This is a genomic window from Candidatus Nealsonbacteria bacterium, from assembly GCA_011050465.1.
In the GTDB taxonomy this organism is placed as follows: domain Bacteria; phylum Patescibacteriota; class Minisyncoccia; order Minisyncoccales; family RBG-13-36-15; genus RBG-13-36-15.
Window position 1 is genome coordinate 136652 of record DRFQ01000009.1, and the last position, 23258, is coordinate 159909.

28 protein-coding genes and 1 pseudogene are annotated in these 23258 nt (G+C 35.4%); all 29 read right to left on the reverse strand.

Features of this window, described 5'->3' with window-relative positions; all coding sequences use genetic code 11:
• Nucleotides 1–270: 270 nt before the first annotated feature.
• Nucleotides 271–732 (reverse strand): hypothetical protein, encoded by a 462-nt coding sequence (locus tag ENH66_02555; protein ID HDZ54560.1) that lies wholly within the window; start codon nucleotides 730–732, stop codon nucleotides 271–273.
• Nucleotides 733–1716: 984 nt separating this feature from the next.
• The gene (locus ENH66_02560; protein ID HDZ54561.1) at nucleotides 1717–2904 is read right to left on the reverse strand and encodes a hypothetical protein; all 1188 of its coding nucleotides are present in this window, start codon (nucleotides 2902–2904) and stop codon (nucleotides 1717–1719) included.
• Nucleotides 2905–2957: 53 nt separating this feature from the next.
• Nucleotides 2958–3326 carry a phosphoribosyl-ATP pyrophosphohydrolase gene (locus tag ENH66_02565; protein HDZ54562.1) on the reverse strand — a complete coding sequence of 123 codons (369 nt, stop codon included), beginning with the start codon at nucleotides 3324–3326 and terminating at the stop codon, nucleotides 2958–2960.
• 155 nt (nucleotides 3327–3481) lie between these two features.
• On the reverse strand, nucleotides 3482–4207 hold the full coding sequence (locus ENH66_02570) for a PIG-L family deacetylase (protein HDZ54563.1): 726 nt from the start codon (nucleotides 4205–4207) through the stop codon (nucleotides 3482–3484).
• Nucleotides 4200–5405, reverse strand: a complete 1206-nt coding sequence (locus tag ENH66_02575) for a cysteine--tRNA ligase (protein ID HDZ54564.1) — start codon at nucleotides 5403–5405, stop codon at nucleotides 4200–4202. The genes ENH66_02570 and ENH66_02575 overlap by 8 nt, the downstream gene beginning before the upstream one ends.
• A 16-nt stretch (nucleotides 5406–5421) precedes the next feature.
• A complete protein-coding gene (locus ENH66_02580; protein ID HDZ54565.1) occupies nucleotides 5422–5709 on the reverse strand; it encodes a hypothetical protein in 288 nt (95 codons plus the stop codon).
• Nucleotides 5710–6029: 320 nt separating this feature from the next.
• Nucleotides 6030–6467: a tRNA (N6-threonylcarbamoyladenosine(37)-N6)-methyltransferase TrmO gene (gene tsaA, locus ENH66_02585; GenBank protein ID HDZ54566.1), complete on the reverse strand. Its 438-nt coding sequence runs from the start codon at nucleotides 6465–6467 to the stop codon at nucleotides 6030–6032.
• Nucleotides 6468–6508: 41 nt separating this feature from the next.
• Nucleotides 6509–7309: a DUF362 domain-containing protein gene (locus ENH66_02590; protein ID HDZ54567.1), complete on the reverse strand. Its 801-nt coding sequence runs from the start codon at nucleotides 7307–7309 to the stop codon at nucleotides 6509–6511.
• Nucleotides 7310–7722: 413 nt separating this feature from the next.
• Nucleotides 7723–7809, reverse strand: a pseudogene (locus ENH66_02595) (prepilin-type N-terminal cleavage/methylation domain-containing protein).
• Nucleotides 7810–7815: 6 nt separating this feature from the next.
• Nucleotides 7816–8631: an ABC transporter gene (locus tag ENH66_02600; GenBank protein HDZ54568.1), complete on the reverse strand. Its 816-nt coding sequence runs from the start codon at nucleotides 8629–8631 to the stop codon at nucleotides 7816–7818.
• Between the two features lie 6 nt (nucleotides 8632–8637).
• Complete coding sequence (locus tag ENH66_02605) at nucleotides 8638–9432, reverse strand: ATP-binding cassette domain-containing protein (protein HDZ54569.1); 795 nt, start codon at nucleotides 9430–9432, stop codon at nucleotides 8638–8640.
• A 90-nt stretch (nucleotides 9433–9522) separates the two neighbouring features.
• Nucleotides 9523–9807 carry a DUF3175 domain-containing protein gene (locus ENH66_02610; GenBank protein ID HDZ54570.1) on the reverse strand — a complete coding sequence of 95 codons (285 nt, stop codon included), beginning with the start codon at nucleotides 9805–9807 and terminating at the stop codon, nucleotides 9523–9525.
• Nucleotides 9808–10045: 238 nt separating this feature from the next.
• Entirely contained in the window at nucleotides 10046–10549 is a 504-nt protein-coding gene (locus tag ENH66_02615) for a hypothetical protein (protein ID HDZ54571.1), read from the reverse strand.
• A 235-nt stretch (nucleotides 10550–10784) separates the two neighbouring features.
• Entirely contained in the window at nucleotides 10785–11399 is a 615-nt protein-coding gene (locus ENH66_02620; protein ID HDZ54572.1) for a hypothetical protein, read from the reverse strand.
• A gap of 21 nt (nucleotides 11400–11420) precedes the next feature.
• Entirely contained in the window at nucleotides 11421–11978 is a 558-nt protein-coding gene (locus ENH66_02625) for a nitroreductase family protein (GenBank protein HDZ54573.1), read from the reverse strand.
• 221 nt (nucleotides 11979–12199) lie between these two features.
• Complete coding sequence (locus ENH66_02630) at nucleotides 12200–12808, reverse strand: endonuclease (protein ID HDZ54574.1); 609 nt, start codon at nucleotides 12806–12808, stop codon at nucleotides 12200–12202.
• 56 nt (nucleotides 12809–12864) lie between these two features.
• Nucleotides 12865–13098: a DUF2769 domain-containing protein gene (locus ENH66_02635; GenBank protein ID HDZ54575.1), complete on the reverse strand. Its 234-nt coding sequence runs from the start codon at nucleotides 13096–13098 to the stop codon at nucleotides 12865–12867.
• A gap of 21 nt (nucleotides 13099–13119) precedes the next feature.
• Nucleotides 13120–13425: an ArsR family transcriptional regulator gene (locus ENH66_02640; GenBank protein ID HDZ54576.1), complete on the reverse strand. Its 306-nt coding sequence runs from the start codon at nucleotides 13423–13425 to the stop codon at nucleotides 13120–13122.
• Nucleotides 13426–13503: 78 nt separating this feature from the next.
• The gene (locus tag ENH66_02645) at nucleotides 13504–14070 is read right to left on the reverse strand and encodes a hypothetical protein (GenBank protein ID HDZ54577.1); all 567 of its coding nucleotides are present in this window, start codon (nucleotides 14068–14070) and stop codon (nucleotides 13504–13506) included.
• A 163-nt stretch (nucleotides 14071–14233) separates the two neighbouring features.
• Nucleotides 14234–14575: a hypothetical protein gene (locus ENH66_02650; protein ID HDZ54578.1), complete on the reverse strand. Its 342-nt coding sequence runs from the start codon at nucleotides 14573–14575 to the stop codon at nucleotides 14234–14236.
• 38 nt (nucleotides 14576–14613) lie between these two features.
• Nucleotides 14614–15393, reverse strand: a complete 780-nt coding sequence (locus ENH66_02655; protein ID HDZ54579.1) for a radical SAM protein — start codon at nucleotides 15391–15393, stop codon at nucleotides 14614–14616.
• 88 nt (nucleotides 15394–15481) lie between these two features.
• Nucleotides 15482–16411 carry an aspartate carbamoyltransferase gene (gene pyrB, locus ENH66_02660; protein ID HDZ54580.1) on the reverse strand — a complete coding sequence of 310 codons (930 nt, stop codon included), beginning with the start codon at nucleotides 16409–16411 and terminating at the stop codon, nucleotides 15482–15484.
• 178 nt (nucleotides 16412–16589) lie between these two features.
• On the reverse strand, nucleotides 16590–17144 hold the full coding sequence (locus tag ENH66_02665; protein HDZ54581.1) for an HDIG domain-containing protein: 555 nt from the start codon (nucleotides 17142–17144) through the stop codon (nucleotides 16590–16592).
• A gap of 98 nt (nucleotides 17145–17242) precedes the next feature.
• A complete protein-coding gene (locus ENH66_02670) occupies nucleotides 17243–19216 on the reverse strand; it encodes an ATP-dependent helicase (protein HDZ54582.1) in 1974 nt (657 codons plus the stop codon).
• A gap of 5 nt (nucleotides 19217–19221) precedes the next feature.
• A complete protein-coding gene (locus ENH66_02675) occupies nucleotides 19222–19875 on the reverse strand; it encodes a hypothetical protein (protein ID HDZ54583.1) in 654 nt (217 codons plus the stop codon).
• 32 nt (nucleotides 19876–19907) lie between these two features.
• Nucleotides 19908–20180 (reverse strand): hypothetical protein, encoded by a 273-nt coding sequence (locus tag ENH66_02680; protein ID HDZ54584.1) that lies wholly within the window; start codon nucleotides 20178–20180, stop codon nucleotides 19908–19910.
• Between the two features lie 122 nt (nucleotides 20181–20302).
• Entirely contained in the window at nucleotides 20303–20683 is a 381-nt protein-coding gene (locus ENH66_02685) for a hypothetical protein (GenBank protein ID HDZ54585.1), read from the reverse strand.
• Nucleotides 20684–20723: 40 nt separating this feature from the next.
• Nucleotides 20724–21569 carry a DNA adenine methylase gene (locus tag ENH66_02690; GenBank protein ID HDZ54586.1) on the reverse strand — a complete coding sequence of 282 codons (846 nt, stop codon included), beginning with the start codon at nucleotides 21567–21569 and terminating at the stop codon, nucleotides 20724–20726.
• A 7-nt stretch (nucleotides 21570–21576) separates the two neighbouring features.
• Complete coding sequence (locus ENH66_02695; GenBank protein ID HDZ54587.1) at nucleotides 21577–23013, reverse strand: hypothetical protein; 1437 nt, start codon at nucleotides 23011–23013, stop codon at nucleotides 21577–21579.
• Nucleotides 23014–23258: the final 245 nt, after the last annotated feature.

Genomic DNA, 23258 nt, shown 5'->3' on the forward strand with positions numbered 1-23258 from the left:
GGAGCCTGGAATTTGCAGTAAATAACTAGTATGGTAGAGATTCGAACTCGACCGTCAGTATATGGCTGGACATAAACGCCATTACAAAGAACTTCTGCCTGCCACCATCTCATGGACTTTGCCTCCTTTTGGGACAGCTTTATTCAATTTTTTAGGTACGGTCCTCCTTTTTGTTAAACTACCCTTTTATAAGAAAGAAATCAAGCCCGAGGTAATATGTTCTTTAAAAACAAAAAGGCGGTGCGTAGCACCGCTTTGAAAATTGCCTCCTTATCCGATTAGTACTCCTATGTTTTCAAGAGATTGGATAGCTGCCAGGAAAACTTCATACGGCATATAGCTCATAGATGGTGAAAGTATTCTGACCTCGTTGTCTTGAAGTTCAATGCCAATGAAGTATAGTTCTTGGTCTGGTATTAATACATCTTCGGTCTCTTTTTCTATGCCACTGAATTTATAAAGTATTCGTCCATAATAGGAGAATCCATTTCGGGGTACTGTAATCTTTGGCAGGAGTTGATGCCTACCTATAACATCCTTAACCGCAGCCATGTCGGTCGGGTTATCTGTTTTTGGCAGAAGAATATACAGAATTCCTTTTTCCAATGAATCGACTGGACCCCTTGCGAATGTTTCATCGTATGATATCCTCGCGTCCGAAAGCCCTCTATAATAGAGAACCCAACCTTTTCCAGTAATAGCCTGGAAGATTTCTTGGGCTTGTTGGTCCATAGCCAATACCTCCTTTTCCAGCTCTAATCTTTCTTTTGAAGGAACTATTCATCCTAAAAATAGTCTAATGCTTTCAAATAATAAGTCAAGTCCGAGGCATCATTTGGAAACAAAAAGGCCCGCTTTTCGGCAGGCATCTAATGATATTCCTTCATAAAAGAGCAAGCTAATAAATTAATCAAACGACGCAGACGGTCCTCTTTCTGAGTTTATAACAAACTGTACCATGGCTTGAAGGTGGCGAAAGTTAGTTCTATCATAAACTCCAATGCCAATAGGTCGACCACCAGACCACCAAAATACTTGGTGTCTTCCAATGCCATTAGTCGAACCCTTATATGTCCATGTTCCCCTTCTTGTATTAATTTCTACTTCCTCTGGCGCCCTTTTTTGTAAACTAATGAAACTATGGTTATTTGGAACAGGCGCAAGAAAAACTAAGTTCCTTCTCTTGTACTTCACTCTGGGAGTCGACATCCTTCCCCTCCTTGTCTTGGTAATGCTGCTAAGAATAGTCTACAAAATATTCGATATAAGTCAAGCCCGAGGCAACCACAAAACAAAAAGCCGAGGACACAATTTGGATTGGATTAACCAGAACTCGGGTTGTCCCCAGCCTTGGAGAATGGCATCGTACTTCGTGGGTTTACCACCAGTAAGCTTTACCCCCTCCTTGATGGATGGGGTTGGTTGGCCAGGGTTGACGCGAGGGTTCGGCTCTAATCTTACTGACTTCCCAACCTCATCCGTCTTCAATTTTAATTTAAACTTAATTTTTTGTCAATAAAAAAAATGTTTGGAAAAAATAAAAATTGTTCAGCGATAATTTCTTTTAAAGTTAATAAACAAACTATTAGTCCCCTACCCTGTCTCGCCTTGGTTTTGGAACAATTTTCCAATAATTAAACCAATAAGACTATAGTTTTTTCCGCTAACTCTTTAGTCTTACCTGTCAAAAAAATAGGTACTTTAAAAGAGGTTTATTCAGAAAGAGTTCCTAGCTTCTTCTTCTTTGCCAGCTATTAAAGATAGTTCGTCTATCGTGGGTTTTTTCAAATATAAATTACCAGCTTCTCTATAGAGATTAGCGGCATTTTGATAGCCATTCCTTTCCAAAAATTTTGCAAATTCCAAACGGCCTACCGCCATTTCCCCGAGGAAGAAAGAATTCAGAGCTTCTCCTATTTCGAAAGCAGCATTCTCGGATATCTCTCTGTTCCAGGCCATTATCTCTTTTATTGATTTTCTTTTAGCTTTATCTTTAAGATAAAGCATCCAATAAGGACCAAGCTTGTGGCCCTCCATCTGAGGATTAGCACCATTTTCCCAAGCTTCTAAAAAGTTTTTGTATGAAGCTGGCATATTTTTTATGGCTAAATCAGGGTCGTCAGGATCATTAATATAAACATAATTCTCATCATAACCAGTAACGATCATAAAGTGAGAGGCATGAAATTTTTCCCATGCCCAGCTAGGAGAAATTTTGGCAAAATCATCGGTAACATAATAAAGATCTAAATGAACCAAAACTGGTTTGTCAGAGGAGATTATACTTTTTAAATAGCGGGTAGCTTCTTCCTTATTACTAAAATATTTAACTTCTTTAGCGCTTTCCTTAAAATTAAATTGAGTTGGAGGTTCTGATCCAGCTGGAGGCGGAGGTGGTGGCGGAGGTGGTGGTGAAGTGCCAGGTGGTGGCGGAGGTGGTGGCGGTGGCAAATGATTGATTGAATCTTTGCCTCCAGACAAAAGTCCTAGTCCAAAATTATAGCCAAGGTTTTCGGCTCCAGTTATAATAGAATTTCCTTGGAAATCATTCGTTAAGCCAATAAAAGGAACAACATTTTTAGCTGTTACTCCAATCCCAGAATAGGCAACGATTTCAGTGAAATCTAAATCTGGATCATCAAATAAAGCCAACATCGCAAAAGCTCCAAGATAACATAAACCCGGCCCCTCTTCGGTTTCTTTTTCTTTTAGAACTTCCCCAGCAAAAACTCTTGAAACATTTAATTGGTAAGCCTGAGGAATAACTTTTTCCTTTTCCTCTAAAGAAGGTTCTTCTTCTGGGGCTGTCTCTTCTTCGGGAACAGAAATATTTTTCCACACAAAAAACCCTCCTACACCTAAGCCGATTAAAATTATTAAAATGATTGAAATTTTGGTTTTCATTACCTTATTTTACTAAAAAACCGTCAGTCCCCTACTCCAACAGTTTGAGATATTTAGTAATTTTTATATCTTCGTTCGTTAGTTTTATAACCGGTATCTGACGACCAAAAAAGAAATAATCTTTTTTTAAATCCACCTTTCTTTTTATTGCTTTCTTTTTGCGCTCTTTTTATCTGTTGGCTTGTAATTCCTTTAAATCTCTTTATTTCCTGAATAACATCTAAAACATCAGCCAACTCTGAAATTAACTTCTTTTTGGTTTTTGCTGCGAGCAAGCCATCTGATTCCTCGCCTACTTTCTTTATAAGCTCTTTTTCAAATTCTTTTACCTTTAATTTTTTTATTTTAAAGTCTCCCCCGCTCTTTTTAATCTTTTCGGGAATTTTATCGCGAATTAGTTTGTTGTAGTAAATTCTTTTCATACCCCATTTTTGTTTTATATTTTTAAATCAATAGGATTTCAAATAACATAATTAAAGAACCAAAAATAAGAGAAATTAAGATTACCATCCACCATTTTATTTTCTTATTAAGCAAACTCATATTTTTTCACGCTTTCATTAACTCTAAGAAAAGATTATTCTGGCAGCCGAAGCCTGACAAAAGCCTCAGCAAAACGAAACCCTTCTTTCTTGCCAAACTCACCCGCTCTGTCTTTAATTCTCTTTTCCAAATTTTTGAAGTTCCCTATCTGGGATTTATGAACCATTAAAGCTTTAATTTTGATATCCATAGTTGCGGTCACGTCAATAAAGTAGTTGGCATCTTCTATTAAAAAGGTAGTAATAAATAACTCTTTTACTTTATGGGGCTGAAGTCCTGTTTTTTTGTGCTCGGGAAACGAGAGGCTGTCTCTGGCCAAAGGATAAGTAGCATCTAAAACAGCTTCTCCTATTGCCCGATGATCAGAGTGGTTAATAAAACCATATTCTTTGTAATAATAATGAACGGGGTTCATAGTAAAAACAAAATTTGGTTTATATCGCCTGATAAAACGAACTACCCTCTCTTTTAGTTCAATGTTGGGAACCAATTCTCCATCGTGATAATCCAGGAAGTGAACCTCTGCCACGCCCAGAATTTTAGCTGCCTCTATCTGTTCAGCTCTCCTTATCTCTCCCAGCTCCTCCGGGGTAATATTTTCATCGCTACTCCCCCTCTGACCGGAGGTGGCGATTAAATAGATGACCTTGGATCCTTCTTTTGTCGCTTTGGCAACGGTTGCTCCACAGACGAAATCATTGTCATCAGGATGGGCGCCAACTACCATTATTGTTTTATTTTTGAAATTAATTTCATTCATATTCAATTAATAAACCGAGAATATTAAATGTTTTAACTAAGAAAGATTTGGCATCAGCCAAACTCATACTCCTATTGGCACTTAAAGTTTTTTTGGCTAACTCCGCCAAAACGCTAATTGCTTTCTTGGTATCAAAATCATTGTTCATTGCTTCAAAAAATCTCTTTTCATAGCTCTTCACATTAAATGTTCTACCTGTGCCGGAAGATAAAAACCAAACCCTTTTAAATAAATCAGCAAGCCTTTCCGCTTTTTGAAGGTCCTGTTTATAAAACTCCCAAACTGAACGATAATGATGAGAAAGAAGCAGAAGCCTTATCGTGTTAGCGCTATATATTTTCCGTAAATCATCAATTAAAATTAAGTTCCCCAAAGACTTGCTCATTTTTTTTCTTCGATAGCGCAGCATTCCAGTATGCAGCCAATATCTGACAAATGGCTGGCCGGTTGCTTTCTCCGACTGGGCGATTGAACTTTCGTGATGAGGAAAAATCAAATCAGACCCTCCCCCATAAATATCAATTGTTTCGCCGAGGTATTTTTGTGACATAGCGCTGCATTCGATATGCCAACCCGGCCTTCCTTCGCCCCAGGGAGAAGGCCAAAAGGGTTCTTTGGGTTTTTGGGCTTGCCAAAGAACAAAATCAAGGGGATTTTTCTTGTTGGGATCATTTGGGTTATTGCCCCGTTCATTGGCAATGAGCAGCATTTTCTTTTTCGAGAGTTTGCTCAGCTTTCCGTATTCCTTATCTTTCTTAATTGAAAAGTAAACATTTCCTTTTCTTTCATAGGCAAAGCCATTCTTCTGAAGCTTTTTAACTATTTCTATCATTTCTTTGATGTGATCAGTAGCTCGAGGATAAAAATCAGGTTGGAGGTTGTTGAGCCATTTCATTTCTTCCAGAAATTTTTGAGAATTATTTCTAACCACTTCCCTCCAATTCTTCCTCAACTTAGCAGATTCTTTCAGGATATCATCATCAATATCTGTCAGATTTTGCACATAGATAACCTTATAACCAAGAAACTTTAAATATCTGATTACCACGTCAAAAAAAACGTAAGTGAAAGCATGCCCTAAATGGGTAACGTCATAGGGGGTAATGCCGCAAACATAAATGCCTGTTCTTTTATTGGAATTTTGCCGAAAGACTTCTCTTTTTCTTGTTTGCGAATTAAAGATTTTCAGTCCTTTCATAACATTAACAAGCTTTTTATTTTATTATCTCTTTTTCGTATTCGGGAAAATATTTACTAATCACGTTGAGGTTAAACTCTCTAAGGATTGATTCTTTCGGTTCCCTTTCAAGCAAGAATTCAAAAGATTTTCTTACAAGTTCTTCCGGCGTGAGCTGACCGTGTGCTTGCCCTGAGCTTGTCGAAGGGGTTAATTTTTCCCAATATTCTTTATCAAGCGTTACTGCATATTCAATGTCATCAATCCCAACCAAAAAATTCCATCCACTCTCAATTTGTTCCTTTTTTTTAATTTCAACATCCATTTTTAAATTCTACCAGAAAACCGCTTTTTTGGCACTGTTAATCCCCCACTCTATCTTGATTAAAAAAACTTTTCCACTTGACATGCTTTTATGAATTTGTTATTAAATAAGCAGTACACTAAGTTAAATAATGAGCCGCATGGCTCACCAAATGGTGGAAGCGTAGAGAAACCTCTTTCTCTCCTCCCCATCCTCAACAGGGTTTTTTCGGAAACCCTTCTTTTTTTTATTAAAACAAAGAGGCCAGCTCAGCTGGCCTCTTTGTTTATGAATTAGAAATGTCCTTTCTACGCCTTTTGTGATTCCCTCTTCTATTTTAGTTAATAATCTAATTTATTGATCCAATCCGGAACTTCGGCATCGGTGACGGCATCATATTGCGGCGTATATGGTTTGATATCAAGAATTGGGGTATCTTTGACAACATCGAGACCTTGTACGGTTACAACATTATCTTTAATGCCGATAATCTTTACTGTTGAGACGCCAATCGGGTTTGGTCGCTGGGCACAGCGACAGGCAAAAATTCCGACTTCTGGCACCTCGCCCACTTTATCTTGCGGTACATGGCGGATATCGCAAGTTTTAACTTCGTGCATCCAATAAATCACGATAAGATGAGAATAATCCTCCAATCCCTTCAAAGCTTTTTGATATTTCTCATCAATAACCAAATCAGTAGCCACCTTATCCCATGATCCAAAATGTTGCTTTTCCTGGTTTTTAGCAAAGCCAATCGGCTTTAATTTAATTTCCATAAATTTATTCTAACAAAAAATCGCCGTTTAGGCGATTTTTATTAAGTTTTTACTGAAATACCAATCTCTATCGCTCTTTTAATTTGCGGTAATTCCCAGGGATCGATATCTTTGAGCGAATTACCATTAAAACTCTGGATTATTTTTATACCTTCGACATCAATAGCAACTCTGTCAGTTGAAGCTAAAATCAAACCTGGCTCGCGAACCTCACCCTCGGCAGGTCCTTTAGTAATGAAACACTTTCTTGCGTCCATAATAACCAAATCGGGATTGATTATTTTATTTAGTTCAGCTACTTTTTCCTGGAGATGCCTTGTGTGAAGACGAATACGCTGGATTGGTTTCATAAAGCCAACAGAAAGCTTTAAACTGCCGGTAAATTCAGCATAAGAATGGGTTTTTAAATTAGGAAGGAATATTAACTTATCAGCTCGATCTAAAAATTCGGTTACCGAAACGTTTTTTAGATACTTTCCGCCCGGTATCTTTTTATTTACCCACTTCCGTTCTTCAAAGACATAAATCCGGGGAGGCCGCTTCATCTTTTCCAAATCAAAAATTTTAAGCTTTTCCATTACTTTGCGAGTATTTAAACTCATGGTCGCAGAATCACCAATCATTACTATTTTAACCCCACAATCATAAACCAACTCAACCACAGCTTTTATAAATTCCGGATCAGAAGAAGCCGGAAAGGGGTCGGTAGTATTAAAATTGGGCTTTAATAAAACCACCTCTCCGGGCTTGATAAATCGCTTAAAACCACCAATTGAATTCACCGATTCTAAAATAGACTTTTTTAAATCGTCTCCAATTTTTACTTTTGATACTTTTTCCATATCTTTAATTAATTAGAATATTGGAAATAAAGCTGGCTGCCATTCCATCCGGAACTATCAGCTTTTAAAACGCCTGTTCCTCCTCCTGGCGTGGGAACCGTAATCGCTAAAGTTACGGGTTCTGAAGAACTTTCAAGATTTGCGTAAAGGGCACATTTGCCATCTGTTGTCACGGTATAAATATATTTTGATTCGGCTTCAGTGCCTGTTTTAGGATCTTTGGGTATATTTGAAAGAAATTTACTATATTGAGGATACTTGGCAAGAATTTCATTTACCAGCGGAATAAGGTCGTATTCTCCTTCTCCCCCGTCTGGCAGGTAGCAAGAAAACACTAAGAACTTTCCGAGTTGAGAGATTTCTGCTTTTCGTCTTACATCCTGAGCTTTCCCTCGTACATTAACAAGGAATACCAACGTAATTGATGCTAAAATTCCGATAATAGCAATAACAACCAATAATTCAATTAAAGAAAATCCTTGTTTTTTACGACAAATCATATCAATTTATTCTATCCTATTAAAGGAAATTGCAGAAAGAGAAACCACGATTAATGTAAATGAAAGAAAAATAAGAAGACTGATAGAAAAAGTTAGTGATTGTCCGAAAATCGTAGTGGAAAAAGATTGAATAATTTCTTTCGATATATCTTCTCCGCTAAAAATTATATGTCTTAAAATATTAACTCCATAAGTAAGTGGATTAAATTGTGCAAGTCCAGCAAGCCACGCTGGCACTCCCTGTAGAGGAAATAGAGCTCCGCTAAGAAAAAACATCGGCATCATAATAAACTGCATAACCATTGGAAAGCTTTCCGTACTCTTCATTTGCGAAGCTAAAAGTACGCCCAATGAACTCATTCCAAAAGCAATAAGGAACATTGCTGGAAATAATATAATTATAGTTAAAAAAGATATTTTTATTCCAATTAACGGCGTTAAAAGAAGCATTAAGGAAGCTTGAATAGTGGCAGTAGTGGCCCCACCAAGAATTTTGCCTATAACTATTGAAGTGCGAGAAATGGGAGCCACAAAAAATTCTTTAGAAAATCCGAATTCCCTATCATAAACAATAGTTAGAGCTCCAAATATTGAAGAAAATAAAATAATCATTGCTAAAATTCCCGGAAAAATAAAATTAATGTAGTTAAAGCTTTCTGTTCCTGATGGAGCAAAGCTTAGCGAAGCAGAAATTCCAGATCCTAAAATCACAAGCCATAAAATCGGCATTATCAGACTAGAAACTGATCTTATCCAATTTCTCCAATATCTTATAATCTCCCTTAGCCAAATGATATAAATTGCTTTAAGTTCGTGTTTCATATTAGTTTAACGATTCCTAAGTTTTAGATCCTGACGTATTTTTTCTTTAGCGTCATAAGTTTCTTCATCACGAAAATCCCGACCAGTAATCTTTAAAAACATATCGTTCATCGTTTCTGTTCCAGTCGCTTTTTTAAGTTGTTCTGGAGTATCAAGAACTATAATCTTTCCGTGATCAATAATAGCGACTCTGGTGCAATTTTCCGCCTCTTCCATTGAATGAGTGGTTAAAAAGATAGTCATTTTGTGTTCTTTCTGAATTTTGAAAACATAATCCCAGATATGAGTTCGAGTTTGGGGATCAAGCCCAAGCGTTGGTTCATCAAGAAATAAAATTCTAGGCTCATGAAGAAGACCCCTGGCAACTTCAAGTCGTCTTTTCATTCCCCCAGAAAACTTTTTCACAATAGTATTTTCCCTGCCTTGAAGCCCAACCATTTCTAAAAGTTCTTTTGATTTCTTTTTCGTTTTAGGACCAGGAATATTATATAACATAGCGTGAAATTTCAAATTTTCCCAGGCAGTAAGTTCAAGATCTAAAGAAGGATCTTGAAAAACAATTCCAAAACATCGCCTCGCGTTATTAGGATCTGAAACAACATTAAATCCAGCAAGAATTGCTGTTCCCTTGGTAGGCTTTAGTTGGGTTGTAAGTATATTAATAGTTGTTGTTTTGCCGGCTCCATTTGGCCCCAAAAAACCAAAAATTTCTCCCTCTTTGACTTCAAAAGAAATATCATTAACCGCCAAAAAACTATTAAATTTTTTGGTAAGATTTTCAACTTTAATGATTGAATCCATAGTAATATTTATTCTATCTTTAATTACGGAATAATTACAGGGAATGAAATGACCGGTTTGTAAAAATCGCCCTTCAGGCGATTTTTGGGATCATAACCGGTTGAACGCTTTTCGCAGTTCAACCTTTGCTTGCTCAAGGATTTTTTTCCTTTTTGACGGCAAATTTTTTCCTGCCCGGTTAATGTAGAAATTAAGCATAGACATTGCTGATTGAAAAGGTTCAGCTTTGCGGCGACAGCTTATTTCCGCCGACAGTTTTAATGACCTTGCAATACGCTTCGGATTTTTCCAGGTAAATACGTTGCGATCCAAATCTAAAGCATTGCTGTATTTTGTCACATATCCAGACCAATACTTTTTACTCTTTCTTCTCATAGATTTATTCTATTTTAACAAAAAATCGCCCGAATGGCGATTTTGTGGTTGTAGCTAAATCCTCCTTTTTTAGACGGGACGTAGGAATACTCTAATTATTTCGGCTTTTTGCCGTGTCTTTGTTTTGGTGAAATCTTTTTCCTGTGCCTTTTTAGAAATCTGCGGCGTCTCGTCCGGTTTCGATTTCTATTTGGGTTGTGCGAATTTTTCATATTTTTTACAGATTAATAAATTAATATTATGGGATTTCTAATTGGTTAGTTATCCAGCTAATACATTTCGGAATATAAATGTCTCTAATATGTTTTTCTAATTTTCCTCCTGAGCAAAAAAAGATATTGTCAATTTTAAAAAATTCAGGATACTTTTTGCATGTCTCTTCTTTGATTTTCATTTCTTCCTGGACTGCCTTTGTTCCACTCTCCTTCAACCTCCTTTCCCACTCTTCTTCTAATTTATTATACTTTTCATCACACCACGATTGAAATGGCGACCTATAATCCATCAGGCCTCCTTCTATTATTTCTTGCATTAATTCCTCAGCATTCTTCAATTTTTCTTGAAGCTCAGCCATTCTCTGAGATTCTTCTTTTGTAATAGTTCTTGGTTTTTGAAAAACATCAGAGATACTGGCCGTAGAAGAAGTAAATATGTCCAGCTGGTACACAATAATCCCTAAAAGTATAATGGTAGCTAAAGTTGCTATTATGAATGGAATTTTAGTAAAATTTCGTTGTTCCATTTCATTTTATGTTTTTTTATTATCCTCTACTCCCTCGGGCATAGTCCCATGGGACTCACGACGGTTTTTATACCTTTTGAAACCCTTAATAGAGTTTAGATCGTCTTTATCTATTATCTTCCCCTCGAGATTCTTAACACAACAGGGTATCCTAACGCCATGCGGGGCTTGGACGACGTTAGAACCTGGTATTTGGAGAATTGTGAGGGAGGTAAGGGTGTCGGTTTTAACTCCTTTAGCTATCTAATCTTAGGAAAGGGAGCATCTTTTCGATTCGTAAAACCAATTCATCTTTAGTAAATTGCGTAATGTCAATGACGTGATGGGCATATTGTTTCGTTGGCTCAAGGTATTGATTATACATAGGACGGAGTATTTTTTCAATGTATTCCTCATAATGCTCATCTCGTAGTTTTGTTCTTCGTTGGTTACGAATCTCCTCTGGAGCGTCACAATAGAGCATAAGGTCGAGGAATTCTCTAACTTCTGGTTTATAGAACGTTAAATATCCTTCAAGTATAATAACAGCTTTTGGCTGAATCTCCATTGGCACTCTTTTCTTTTTATGTGCGTAGTCTGGGTTTAGTCTTTCGTCGCACCACGTAAACACCGTAATCGTCTCACCATTTTTTAGTGTATTGAGGTCGTGTATTAATTCCTCAAAATCAATTGCTTCAGGATGGTCCCAGTTTTCAAACCCGTGGAGTATGGGGATTTCTCCACTCTTTTTCTGATAATCATCAAAGTGAAGAACGCTGATTTGTTTAGGATATTTATCCATAAGTGCGAATGCGAGCGTTGATTTTCCAGTTCCTGAACCCCCAGCTATGCCTAGAAAAAATGAAGTCATAGTGTCATTTTATTAAAGAGTTTACCATTTTTCCCAATGAATGTTGTTTTCTTTGAATTTGTCTTTTGGCGGTTGGTTTTTTTTAACCGGCACGCCAATCGGAATAACATTTAAAGGAATAACATATTCAGGAACTCCTAGAATTTTCTGAACATTTTTAACTAATGCCTCGGCGGGAAAAATCGCAGTCCAAACCGCGCCATAGCCCAAAGCATGCGCGGCTAATAAAATATTTTCTGAGGCGGCTGAGCAGTCCTGAACCCAAAAATCTTTGAGTAACGACTTTATCACCACTTTAAGCACAAGATTTAAAAGCTTTGATTTGTCGGGTAAACCGCAAACCACAATGGCCGCGCCGGCTTTTGAAAGCATTTTGGCGTAAGGCAGCTTTTCACAAAGTGCGTCTAAAGTTTCCCGCTTAGTCACAACGACAAATGACCAGGGCTGTTGATTAACGGCCGATGGCGCCGACATCGCTGCTTTTAATATCGTCAACAAATCCTCTTTTTTAACTTCATTCCCCGTGAATTCCCGGATGCTATGGCGAGTAAGAATATTTTTTAGAGCTTCGTTTTCCATAAAATATTAAACGTGATTATTTAATTTTTATCACATTTTTTAATTTTTTCTTTCATAAATTTTCTTTACCCATATACCTATTTTGGGTAGTGGTTGGCTCAACTTCCCTTGTCCGTCCGAAGCCCAAAGGGCGAAGAAGGAGGCCTGCCCTGAATCGACTGATTCCGGAGCCTAAATTCCTGCCCCGTAGTTCTGCCTCAGGCGGATACTGCTGGGGTTAGTTATTTATTTTTACCGTCAATGACAATTAAAGCATGGAAATCTTGATATAATCGAAAATCTTTTCTTAGTTTCTGTTCGAATAGTTTTTGCAAAAATGCGTAGGATAAATCCTTGGCCAGGCTTCGTTTTTGAACTAAGCGTCGAGTATACTCATCGATGACAAAAACTGGTTTATCTAAAGCATAAAGTAAAATGCTGTCAGATGTTTCCGGACCAATGCCTTTTAATGTTAATAATTGTTCCCTCAACTCCTTAAGTTTTGCTTTTTTCATTCTTTCCGAATCACTATAATTATTAAGAATAAATTCTGCCAGATAAAAAAGATAATCTCCTTTGACCTGGTAAAATCCCGATGGTTTGATTAAAGGTGCTAGCTTTTTAGCACCTAATTTATAAATATTTTTTAAAGAATTTATCTTCGTTCTCTTTAAATTATTTAAAGCTAATTCTACATTTTTCCAGTTCGTTCTTTGGGTTAAAATCGCGCCAATCATCACTTCTTCTCTTTCTTTTCTGGTTTTAGGTCTTTTACACCAAAGAACCCATTGTCCTTTAGGTAACCCGTATTTTCTTTTCAACTCTTTGTATAATTTCTCAAAAGCATTCATTCTCAATTTTAAGTTCAACTTCGGCTTTTTCGTCCGTAGCCTTGGCGTAGGATGAGCTAAATTCTAGACTTGGGATCCTTGCCGACTTCGCAGTAGTACTGATTTTTAAAACGGTTAATTTTCCAAACTATACATTTTGAACAAATACAGCCTCGTTTATCTGTCGGGTATTCACTTTTTCCGTATTCGCAATAAACTTTTGGATCTTTTTTGCCGGGGTAGCTCGGGCATCTGCTGCAAATACAAAAAGGCGAAGTTGTATTCCGAATAAGTTTTTTGAATAAATTCATTTTATTAACATTCTCATATTCTCAAGAATGTTGGAAGGTTATAATAAAATTGCAGAACACTTTACCATAAGGCGACAGTGTATGAATAACCATACGACCCTGATATTTTTTATTTAGAAGCCCAGCTTGGACTAACCGACGAGTATGTTCGGAAATTGTTTTAATATTGCACTCAAGCGCTTCAGCAATTCCTTCAAGAGTAATCCCCTCTGACTCGCCGACTAAAATAAGGATGGCTATTCTCCGATGGTTAGCCACGCCCTTAAAATGCCTTTCCAATTGCTTTGCTGTTTTTGCTATTTTTGCTGTTTTTGTCGTTTTTGCCATAATCTTCATTATATTAACACGATATCATGACATTCTTATATTCTCAAGAATATTGGAATAATTTAACTTATTTGGTGGTTATTTTTTTAATTTAATATCATAGATAATATTTTCTAACTTCCTTAAATTTCTTTCTGTTTCATCATATTTTTGCCTCAGTTTGCCCTGAAAACCAACCTTGGTAAGTTCTTGGACAATATTCTCCACTGTTCTTTGATATGAAATTAATTCTTTAAGATTTTTAGGGCTGGCTATAGTTATTGCTCTCCTTACTAGCTCGCCGGTAAAATCGCAAATTCCCGAAATAAATTCTTTAGGTTCTACTTTGATAAACTTAGAAGTTTTTTTCTTGGATTTGGTTAGAAAATTATAGAAAGTTATCGCCTCGATGTATTCTTCCACTGCTTCTTTATAGAAATTTTGATTTAATAAATCTTTGTGCTGCTCAACGACTTCATTAATTAATTGAAATCGGTCCTCTATATTTTTAAACGTCTTTTCACTCTCTTTAATATTTTCTCTACGCAATAAAGCAATTACTTTTTTAGAATTTGCCCTAATTTCATTAGAAAGTTTTTGGATTCCATATAATAAATCCTGATTTTCTTGATACTCTTTGATTAATTTCCTTAATATATTATTCATAATTCTCTTTCTTACCCCAGCACCAGAACGAAGTTCGGTGCTGGGGTAAATGTTTTATGTTTTAAGTGATGTTTCCTTTCTATATTCTACCAAAAAAACCATCAGTTCCCTACTTTGTCCTTTCGAGGGACGGACGATATTAGGACCTGTTTGATAAGAAAATTTATTTAAATCTTACTGCGATTAATCCAAATTTCTTAATTTTTTCTTGATAACCCGGAAAACAATAATAAACAGCTTTCATTTCTTTTAAAGAAGAAATTTGAGGCATTACTTTCTTAATATCTAAGTTTTTTGCCATATTATCAATGCTTTTAAAATGTTTTACTTCTATCACCTCTTTATTGAACTTTTCTTTATCGCACAAAAAAACTAAAGTATCTCCCTTTTTTATATTGCGGAATTTAATTGTAGCTGCACGAGTTTCTATGGTTTTTAATCCCTTTTTAATGTCATCAAAAATTCCCTTATCTATTTTTCTGAATCTTAGTATATGTTTTTTCATACTTCAACTCTACTAAAAAACCGCCTTTTATACGATTTTTAATTATGGGTTGCTATTCCTCGAACTTCAATATTCTCTGAAGAGATAATATTCTTGCATTCCTGAATGAATTTTAGAAATTTCTTCCTATCTTTTAAAATATTATAACTTTTAGGAAATTTTTCTTTTAATATGTCCATGAATTCTTTTCCGGCCCCTCTTACGTTAATCATTTCAAAAAAATAATAATCAACGAATTTTTTCGTTTTCTCAATTACATCTTTTAAGTTTATTAAACCTGGAATTATAGGGCTGACAAAGGCATAGGTTTTAAATCCCTCTTCTTTAAGATTCTTTAAAGTATTAATTCTCCTTTCATTTGAGGTCGAAAATGGCTCAAAGATGCGTTTTGTCTCGCCATCAAAACTATTTATCGTTAAGCCAATTTCAATATTTTTAAATTTTTTGAAGATATCTATATCTCGTAAAACTAAATCTGATTTTGTTTGAATAGAAAGCTTTATTTTTTTGTCTAAATTCTCCAAAATTCTCTTGGTTAGTTTCAAGTCTTTCTCAATTGGTTGATAGGGGTCAGTAATAGAACTCATATAGACCCAACCGTCTACATACTTCCCTTTTACTAATTCTGGAGCGTTTATCTTTATTTCAATCCAAGTCCCCCACTTTCCGTAATTGGGCGGCCGCCATTTAGATATAAATTTGGCATAGCAATAAAGGCAGGCATGTTGGCATCCAACATATTGATTGATTGCCCACTTTACTCCCGGCAGTTTGCTTCTAGTAAAAATTGATTTCGCTTTTACCTTAATTAATTTAATTTTCATATTTCTACTCTATCAAAAAATCGCCCTCGGCCATAGCTCTACGGGCAAGGCCTTCTTGGCGACTTCTTATTTCCCTACCCTGCTATTCACTATTAAAAATCAACCGTAAAAGAGCCATTCTAATATATAACCCATTTTGGGCTTGCCTGAAATATACAGCTCTTTTATCATTATCTACCTCGGGAGAAATTTCGTTTACTCTTGGTAATGGATGCATTATTATTGTATTTTCTTTAAGTTGATTTACAATTTTTTTATCAATTATATAAGCGTCTTTTGCCTGTTCATACTCTTGTTTAGACTTAAATCGCTCTTTCTGAATTCTTGTAATATATAAGACGTCTATTTTATCTAAAACTTCATTTAAATTTGTTAATTCTTCAAATTCTATTTCCTTTTGTGTTAAATAGTCCTTATCCTTTTCAGGAAGTTTTAATTGAGTCGGCGAAATGAGATAAACCTTCACTCCTCTATACAGAGCAAGCAGATAAATTAAAGAATGTATTGTTCTGCCATATAATAAATCACCAATCAAAGCTATTTTTAGATTATCAATTTTCCCGAACTCCTTTTGGATCGTGTATAGGTCTAATAATGCTTGGGTGGGGTGTTCTCCAATTCCATCTCCTGCGTTTATTATAGGCACAGATGAAATTCCTGAAGCAATTTTCGCTGAACCTTCTTCATAATGCCTTAGGACGATTGCATCAACATATCCACTTATTACTTTAATCGTATCCTGAAGCGTTTCTCCTTTTGTAACCGACGAGAAATGAGAGGCACTTTCTGTGGTTATCACATCTCCACCAAGTTTATGCATTGCGGATTCAAAAGAAAATCTTGTTCTTGTGCTTGGTTCATAGAATACTGTCGCTAAAATCTTCCCTTTTAAAGAATCTTGTAACTTATTTGCCTTATCGTTTTTTTTCATTTCATCTGCAAGCTGAAAAATCTTATCTAAAATGTTCGTATCTAAAAATTGTTTCACGCTAATTATATGCTTGAACCGCATATTTTTATTCTATCGTTAATTACGAAATAATTACAGGGAAGAGCGAAGCGATGACTGGTTTACTTAATTACGAAGTAATTACAGGGAACGCAGTGACCGGTTCGAAAAAATCGCTGTTTAGGCGATTAAATTTTCTTTATCCTGAGCTTGTCGAACGGGCTCCTCTGGCTGGACGTATTTACAATCCAAGATCTTTATTAATTTTTTGCATTGCTTGAAGTCCAGTTTTAACAAATTCCTCTAACTTTATATCAAGTAATCCTTCGGATTGCTTAATAATTTCCCTATTTATCCCCCTGGCAAAAGCCTTCTCTTTAAAACGGTTTAAAACATTTTCTACAGTTAAATCTGTTATTTTTTTTGATGGTAAAACTAATGTTGCCGCGACAATCAAACCAGTTAAAGGATCAATCGTAAAAAGGGCCTTGTCCATTGGAGCTTCTGGCTGAATCCCGTGAATTTCATTATGAACCTTTACTGCCTGGCAAATTTCTTTACTTAATCCTGCCTCTTCAAGCATTTGAGCTCCAACTAAAGAATGCTTATTTGGATCATCTTTAGTTTTTTCATAATCAATGTCGTGTAATAATCCGGCTATCCCCCATTGATCCTCATTTTCTCCAAGTTGGCGAGCCAAAGCCCGCATTACAGCTTCTACTGCCAAGCAATGCTTAATTAAATTTTGATTATCAAGATTTTGTTTTAATAATTCTAAAGCTTGATCTCTGTTCATGTTTTACTCTTAACGGCTCCACGACGCTTTTTATACCTTGTGCGACATTTGGTTTTAAACAAAATCTTCCTGGCCACATGGGATTATGCTAGAACATTTTATTCTAAATAGTCCTTGATCCATTCGATAAGAGTGGGGGGATCTTTCTTTTGGCTATAAATATATAGTTTTTTCTTTACTCGCGTGATAGACACTATAAATTGGCACAAAAGTTCATTTGTCACCTTGTCTTCATTAAAATTTACGAGAAAAACATAATCCGCACTAAGCCCTTTTGATCCCAGCGGATTAACAATCTTAATAGAAATATCTTTGTGACCCTCTTTACGAACGTTACTTCCCTTTATTTCCTTTTTTAATTTATTAAAAGCAATTTCAGAAGGATTATAACTAAACTGATTGAGGATAAATTTTCTTTCCTCATCGTTTATTTTTATGTTGTCATTAATCTTCTTTAATATTTTTAATACTTTCTTAATCTCACTTTGAATAGTTTTGGGTAATAGACTTCTAAAAACATCTTGTTCTGATTTGCTCTTCACGATGATTCTTTTAAATTCGGCTGATTTCATCTTGTCCTTAGACAGGATTCTCCAACCAAGATTGCGATCACTGTCCTTTAAAAGAAGCTCGTACCCCTCCATTTTGATATCATCTTTTCTTTTATTCTGAATATTCCTAAAACCTTTCTCGCGAAGATAATTTTCCATTTCATCTTTTTGCTTAGGAGATCCATGTGCACAAATTATTAATACAGAAAAATTTCTATCTCGTTCAAAAATCTCCTTAATATCCTTATCAATAAAGAAATCTACCCTCTGTACTTCTCCCCTATAAGAGATGTTTTGGTATTTTTTAGATATTGCATCTTTTTCTTCTGAACAAAAATACTCAAATCTTTTAGGAATCCTTTTTTTTAGAAATCCCCCTTTCTCGGCCTTAGATATGAGAGTATTAACAGAATCTATTATTACTTTTGGACAACGAGAACAAAAAGGAAGGGAACGATAAAAATAATTACTTTTAAAATTAAGGCATCTAGAACGTATTTCTTCTGGATAAGCGTTTTTAAAATCATAAAGTGATTGATCGTCATCACCAACTATCAGAATCGGGCTTTCATCAGCTAATAAATCTAACAATTTTATTTCTAACTTATTAAAATCTTGGAATTCGTCGATTAATATTTGAGAATATTGAGGTATTTCTTTTTTGTCTTTTTCGAAATGCTTTATTAAATCGTAGACAGCACAACTCGGACCAATACAGTCATAGTATTTTCTTCTTTTAAAATAAAAAGCTAAAGCTTTAGAATTATTTCTATCCAATAAGTCATTAAAAATATCCTTAAAGGAAATCTTTCTCCCCTCGATAATATTAAAGTCCTCGCTTATAACATCCGCTATTTGCATAAAAACTTCGGGTTTCTCTGTGGAGCCTGGGAATAATTCATTCATAACAAAGCTATGCAATGTCCTTACATCGGCCAACTGTCCTAACCCAAACTTTAAATCATTCACTAATTCATTAATGAAGGTCATGATAAGGTTGTTATCATTTTCTTTCTTTTTACAAACCTTCTCAAACAAGAAAGTTTTTCCTGTTCCGGGCCCGGCCGCAACAACTATTTTAGGTTTACTTGATATAATTATTTCATCGGTATGTATTTTTCTTTCTGCTTGATATAAAATTCTTCTCGAAACTTCAGGAGTAAGCCTACTTATAGTTTCTTTAAAAGTAAACCAATTTCCTTTCTTCTCTACTTTCTGTTCTTTTATTTTTTCACTTTCTGGCACTTCAGATAAATAGAAAAGAAAAAAGTGTATTGTCCTTGAAATAGCAGAATCATCTTGATCTACTCTACCAATTTCTCCTTTGCATTCTATGTGGGCATAACCTGTTTTGTGCCTAATACTCTTTATGGCAGTTCCTTCTATGTTTATCAGATCGGTGTCGCATTTGACTCTGTCACCAATGAGTGACCACTCGTTATTACTTTTTCTCTGAATCAAATAATATTTTCCGTCACTAGGAGACCAAAGAACACTGACTATAAAAAACTCTTTCTTCATATGTTTTAATTACGAGATTTTCCTGTACGGGTTCTATAATAACACCACTTACAGTTGTTTGGGTCTTCTTTCGGAGTAGATCCATTTAGAAGTGCAGAAACCGCTGATATAAAAGAATAAAACCCCTTCATATCTTCCTTTATTTCAAACCAATGTGGCTTTGTCTTAAAAATAACATCATCTCCAGGAAATAAAATTTCCTCTGGACTTATAGCAACAACACCCATTTTACTCACCTTCCTTGGAGAACCAATTTCTGGATTTTCTAAAGAAAATTTGTATGCGTGTAATTGAGGAAAAAACTTGTTAAGTTTATCTTCACCAGGATTGGTTATCTTAAAGTCAATAACCGCATGCGTTCCATCCTCTAAACGAGAAACTATATCAAACCTACCGCTAATATAACAATCATCTGTAGGAGGTATGGGTTTTGATTTCAGAAATCCTTCCTTTACTTCAATTTTTCCTGCTGGCAATCCAGAATTAATCTCTCTTAAATCCATCCCAATAATCGCGTTTTGCAACAACGAATTCATTTTTGTAAAAACTCCTGGCATTCCTATCGATGGAAGAGATACGCCATATTTTATCTTTTGGTAATAACAATACTTACAATCCTCGTAAAGATACTTAAAGTCAGATGGACTTAATTTAAACATAATTTTATTTCTTAATTAATTCTTTAACTTTGTTATTCTCCAAATCCAGCGCGCTTCATTTTCTCATTAATCGTTCTTTTCTCGCCCGGCAACCGCACCTTCACTACTGGACGACCATATGATTTTCCTATCTCCTGAATATAAACCTGCTCTTCCTCTATCATTTCCCTTAATATCTCTTTCGCTTTCTTATAACCTCTTTGACCTTTTTCTGGCGCATATACTTCAGCAAGGCGATAAAATTGTCCTCTCGGGCCCTGAAAAGTATCTCCATCGCGAACTTTTTTAACGGTGATTTTTTTCATAGCCAATTATTAACTTTGGTTAATTATATCTTCGACCTTATATTTTATACCAAACAAAAAAAGGGGTCAAACCCTTTCTTAAGTTAAATTTCCCTCGACTTTGAGCTAAATTTTAGTTATTTTTACTCTCGGCTATACCATTCGTCTTCCTCGGATATTTTTGAAGGATAAAAATCGAGTTGTTCTGCCGGAATACTTAATTTAAACGCACCGAAGGCACGTGCTTCCTGCCAGGTGGATTTGTTATTAGGATCGATATTAAAAACTTTATCTTTAAAAATCACAATTAAATCTTTTCCCTCATCATAAATGTGAAAATAATCAGGTCTATCCCCTATCATTGCATTCTGAATTTCTTTTATAGCGTCTTCTACCGGTTCTGTAATTTCAACGATATGCAAATGCCAATTCTGCCTTTCTGAGAACTTCGTTCTAAGAATTCTATAATTCTCTAAAATTCTTGGATTTTCTAAGCTTTCCTCAATGATTATAGAGTGATACATAAATTTCCCTCAATTTCGGGCTAAATTTTGATTAAAATAACTATCGAGCTGCAGTTTTCGCTCTTGAGATTGAATCAGAAAAAATCATCAACTCGCGAGCCTTTCTAATCTTGCAAGAATCATAGACACTATACTTCAAACTAAGGCGTTTTCTCATCCTGTCGGGATAAAATTCTCTGATTTTTTTTACTTCATCGTAAGTCAATACCCAATTATAGTTAGTATTTGTATTTAATAAATCGGCGAGTTTCTTGTGATCATCCTCTTTATAGTGATTGAGATATAACATTGCACCCTTTTTAAAATATGGGGGATCTAAGTAAATAAAAGTGTTATTTCTATTTAAATATCTTCTCGTAAGTTGTATTCCATCTTTATTTAATACTGAAATACGGTCTTGAAATTTCCCAATCTTGCGAACCCGTAAAGCCAGTTTTTTCTTATTGTATCGCATATTTATTTTGTACGGACCGTCTTGATTCTTTCCCCCAATCGGCCCCGCATTCATTACGCCAGATCTATTAGTTCGATTAAGGAAAAAAGTGGCGAACCCTTTTTCAAAAATATTGGCATTCTTATTTAAATAAATTTGCTTTTGTTTTTTCCATTCAGTAATAGTCACTGGAGTCGTTATAATTTTCTGCGCAAATCGTTCTGAATTCTGGGTTACTGATTTCCAAAATGCATAAATCGTTTTGTCTAGATCATTTATGACTATTTGCCTGACCCTATTGTCAAACAACAAAGTTAAGGCTACCCCTGCGCCACCCGCATAAGGTTCGACGTAGGTCGGTTTATCCAAACCAATGGCAACCAAAATTCTTTTAAGCTCGTCTGCTAAAAATGTTTTACCTCCGGGATATCTTAATGGAGAATAAAATTCCATATATAAATCACCCTCTATTAATAATAAGAGATACTTTGATGTTCTTCAGTCTATCGTGGGTAAATGCTCTTTCTAGGGTAGAGTGTTTTTTAATCTTTTTTTCAGGATCATAGATAAAGAAATAGATTCTTTTACAATCCGGACGTCTACTGTACTTAACTAAATCATCGTTCAATTCTTTCTCGATATTTTTTCTTATGCTTTTGTCGCCACCTTTTCTTTTAAGAGTTGTTTTTACTTCAATAATAGTGCCGTTATCAAGAAGCAAGAAATCGCCTCTTGATGGCGAAGCTCCGTCTGAAGGATTCCATACTTCATTCTCTACATCATCAAAAAACATAGTTAAAAGTGCGTGTAATAAATCTTGTACGTCATATTCATCGCCCATATTCAATGTTTCTCTATTCTTATATCTATCTTTCAATTGTTCAGCAACAGCATCAAAATGGATTAAAACATGATCGACTATCTCTACCGCCTCTTGGAGTGGATACTTAACTGAGTTCCGTCGTCTTCTCAGTTTTAGACTTGGAATATTAGGACTTCTTCTTTTGCTTTTCTTTTTTTTCCGTAGCTTCGTTTTAGGAAACTTGATAGGATCTATTTTAGAAAATACATTATCTAATAAATAATCTTTTGTAGCTTGTGCGGGTATCTTTTTCTCTCCAACAATATATGGGAGTAATTTCTTCAGATTACTTTCAGCATTTTTTCTATTTTTAAAGATGATATTCCCTTTATCGTCGATTAAATAATCAATTAGTTTTTTACCGTTTGCGCTTATAATTAACCTTTCAATTGTATTAAATCCTGTTTTGAGTAACTCCTCTTCTTTTTTTGCGCCCTCAACCTGGTCTAAAATGTATTCGTAGAAATATAATTTGCCTAACTCGTCTTTAAACTTTGCAGTAGTAGTCCCATATTCCTTAGAGGCGGAATCAACAGTATATTCACCCCCGTCTATCAAATTTCTGTACATTCTTAATCTCTGTAGAACTTGCCACGGTTTTAAGAGTTGGTTTACGTGAATATCCCAAATTTCCTTTTCTGCTTCTTTACGCGAGGGCGCAATAGTAATCTTTACACTTTTAAGTTGTCTTTTATTAAGAATCTTACCTAAACCTTCTAATTCCTTTTTGTTCCGTGCACCAGGGGCGAGTTTAGGATTTAATAGCAACTGACAAGCAGCTAATCTCCTATTTCCATCTAATACAATTGATTCCCCATTTTCTTCACAAATAATAGCCACAGCGCTCCTGTGGTAACCATTATTAGCAATACTTCTAGCTATCATCATTACACCTTCTTTTTCTAAAAGATAATTACGTACTTGATTGACATCTTTTAATTCTTTTACGTGTTTTGGCACCCGAGGATTTTGCAAATCCAAGCTTAGTTCACTTATAGATACTTTTTTATCACGCCATTGTTTTTTTGCATCCATATAATTATATTTTAATTTTATCTATCAATTAACTCTTCAAGTTTTTACGATTCATGTGATAACGCATTTGTTCTCTGGTTCTCATGGTTTTTTCATCGGCAATATCAACCTTACCACATTTTGGGCATTTTTCCTTACAAACAGGACAATAAAACTCTCCGCACTTCTTACATTTTATTTGCATAAATTGATGTGGCATATTGAGCTGAATTTGTCGCTTTTTGTGCCTTGCGCGACGTTTTTAG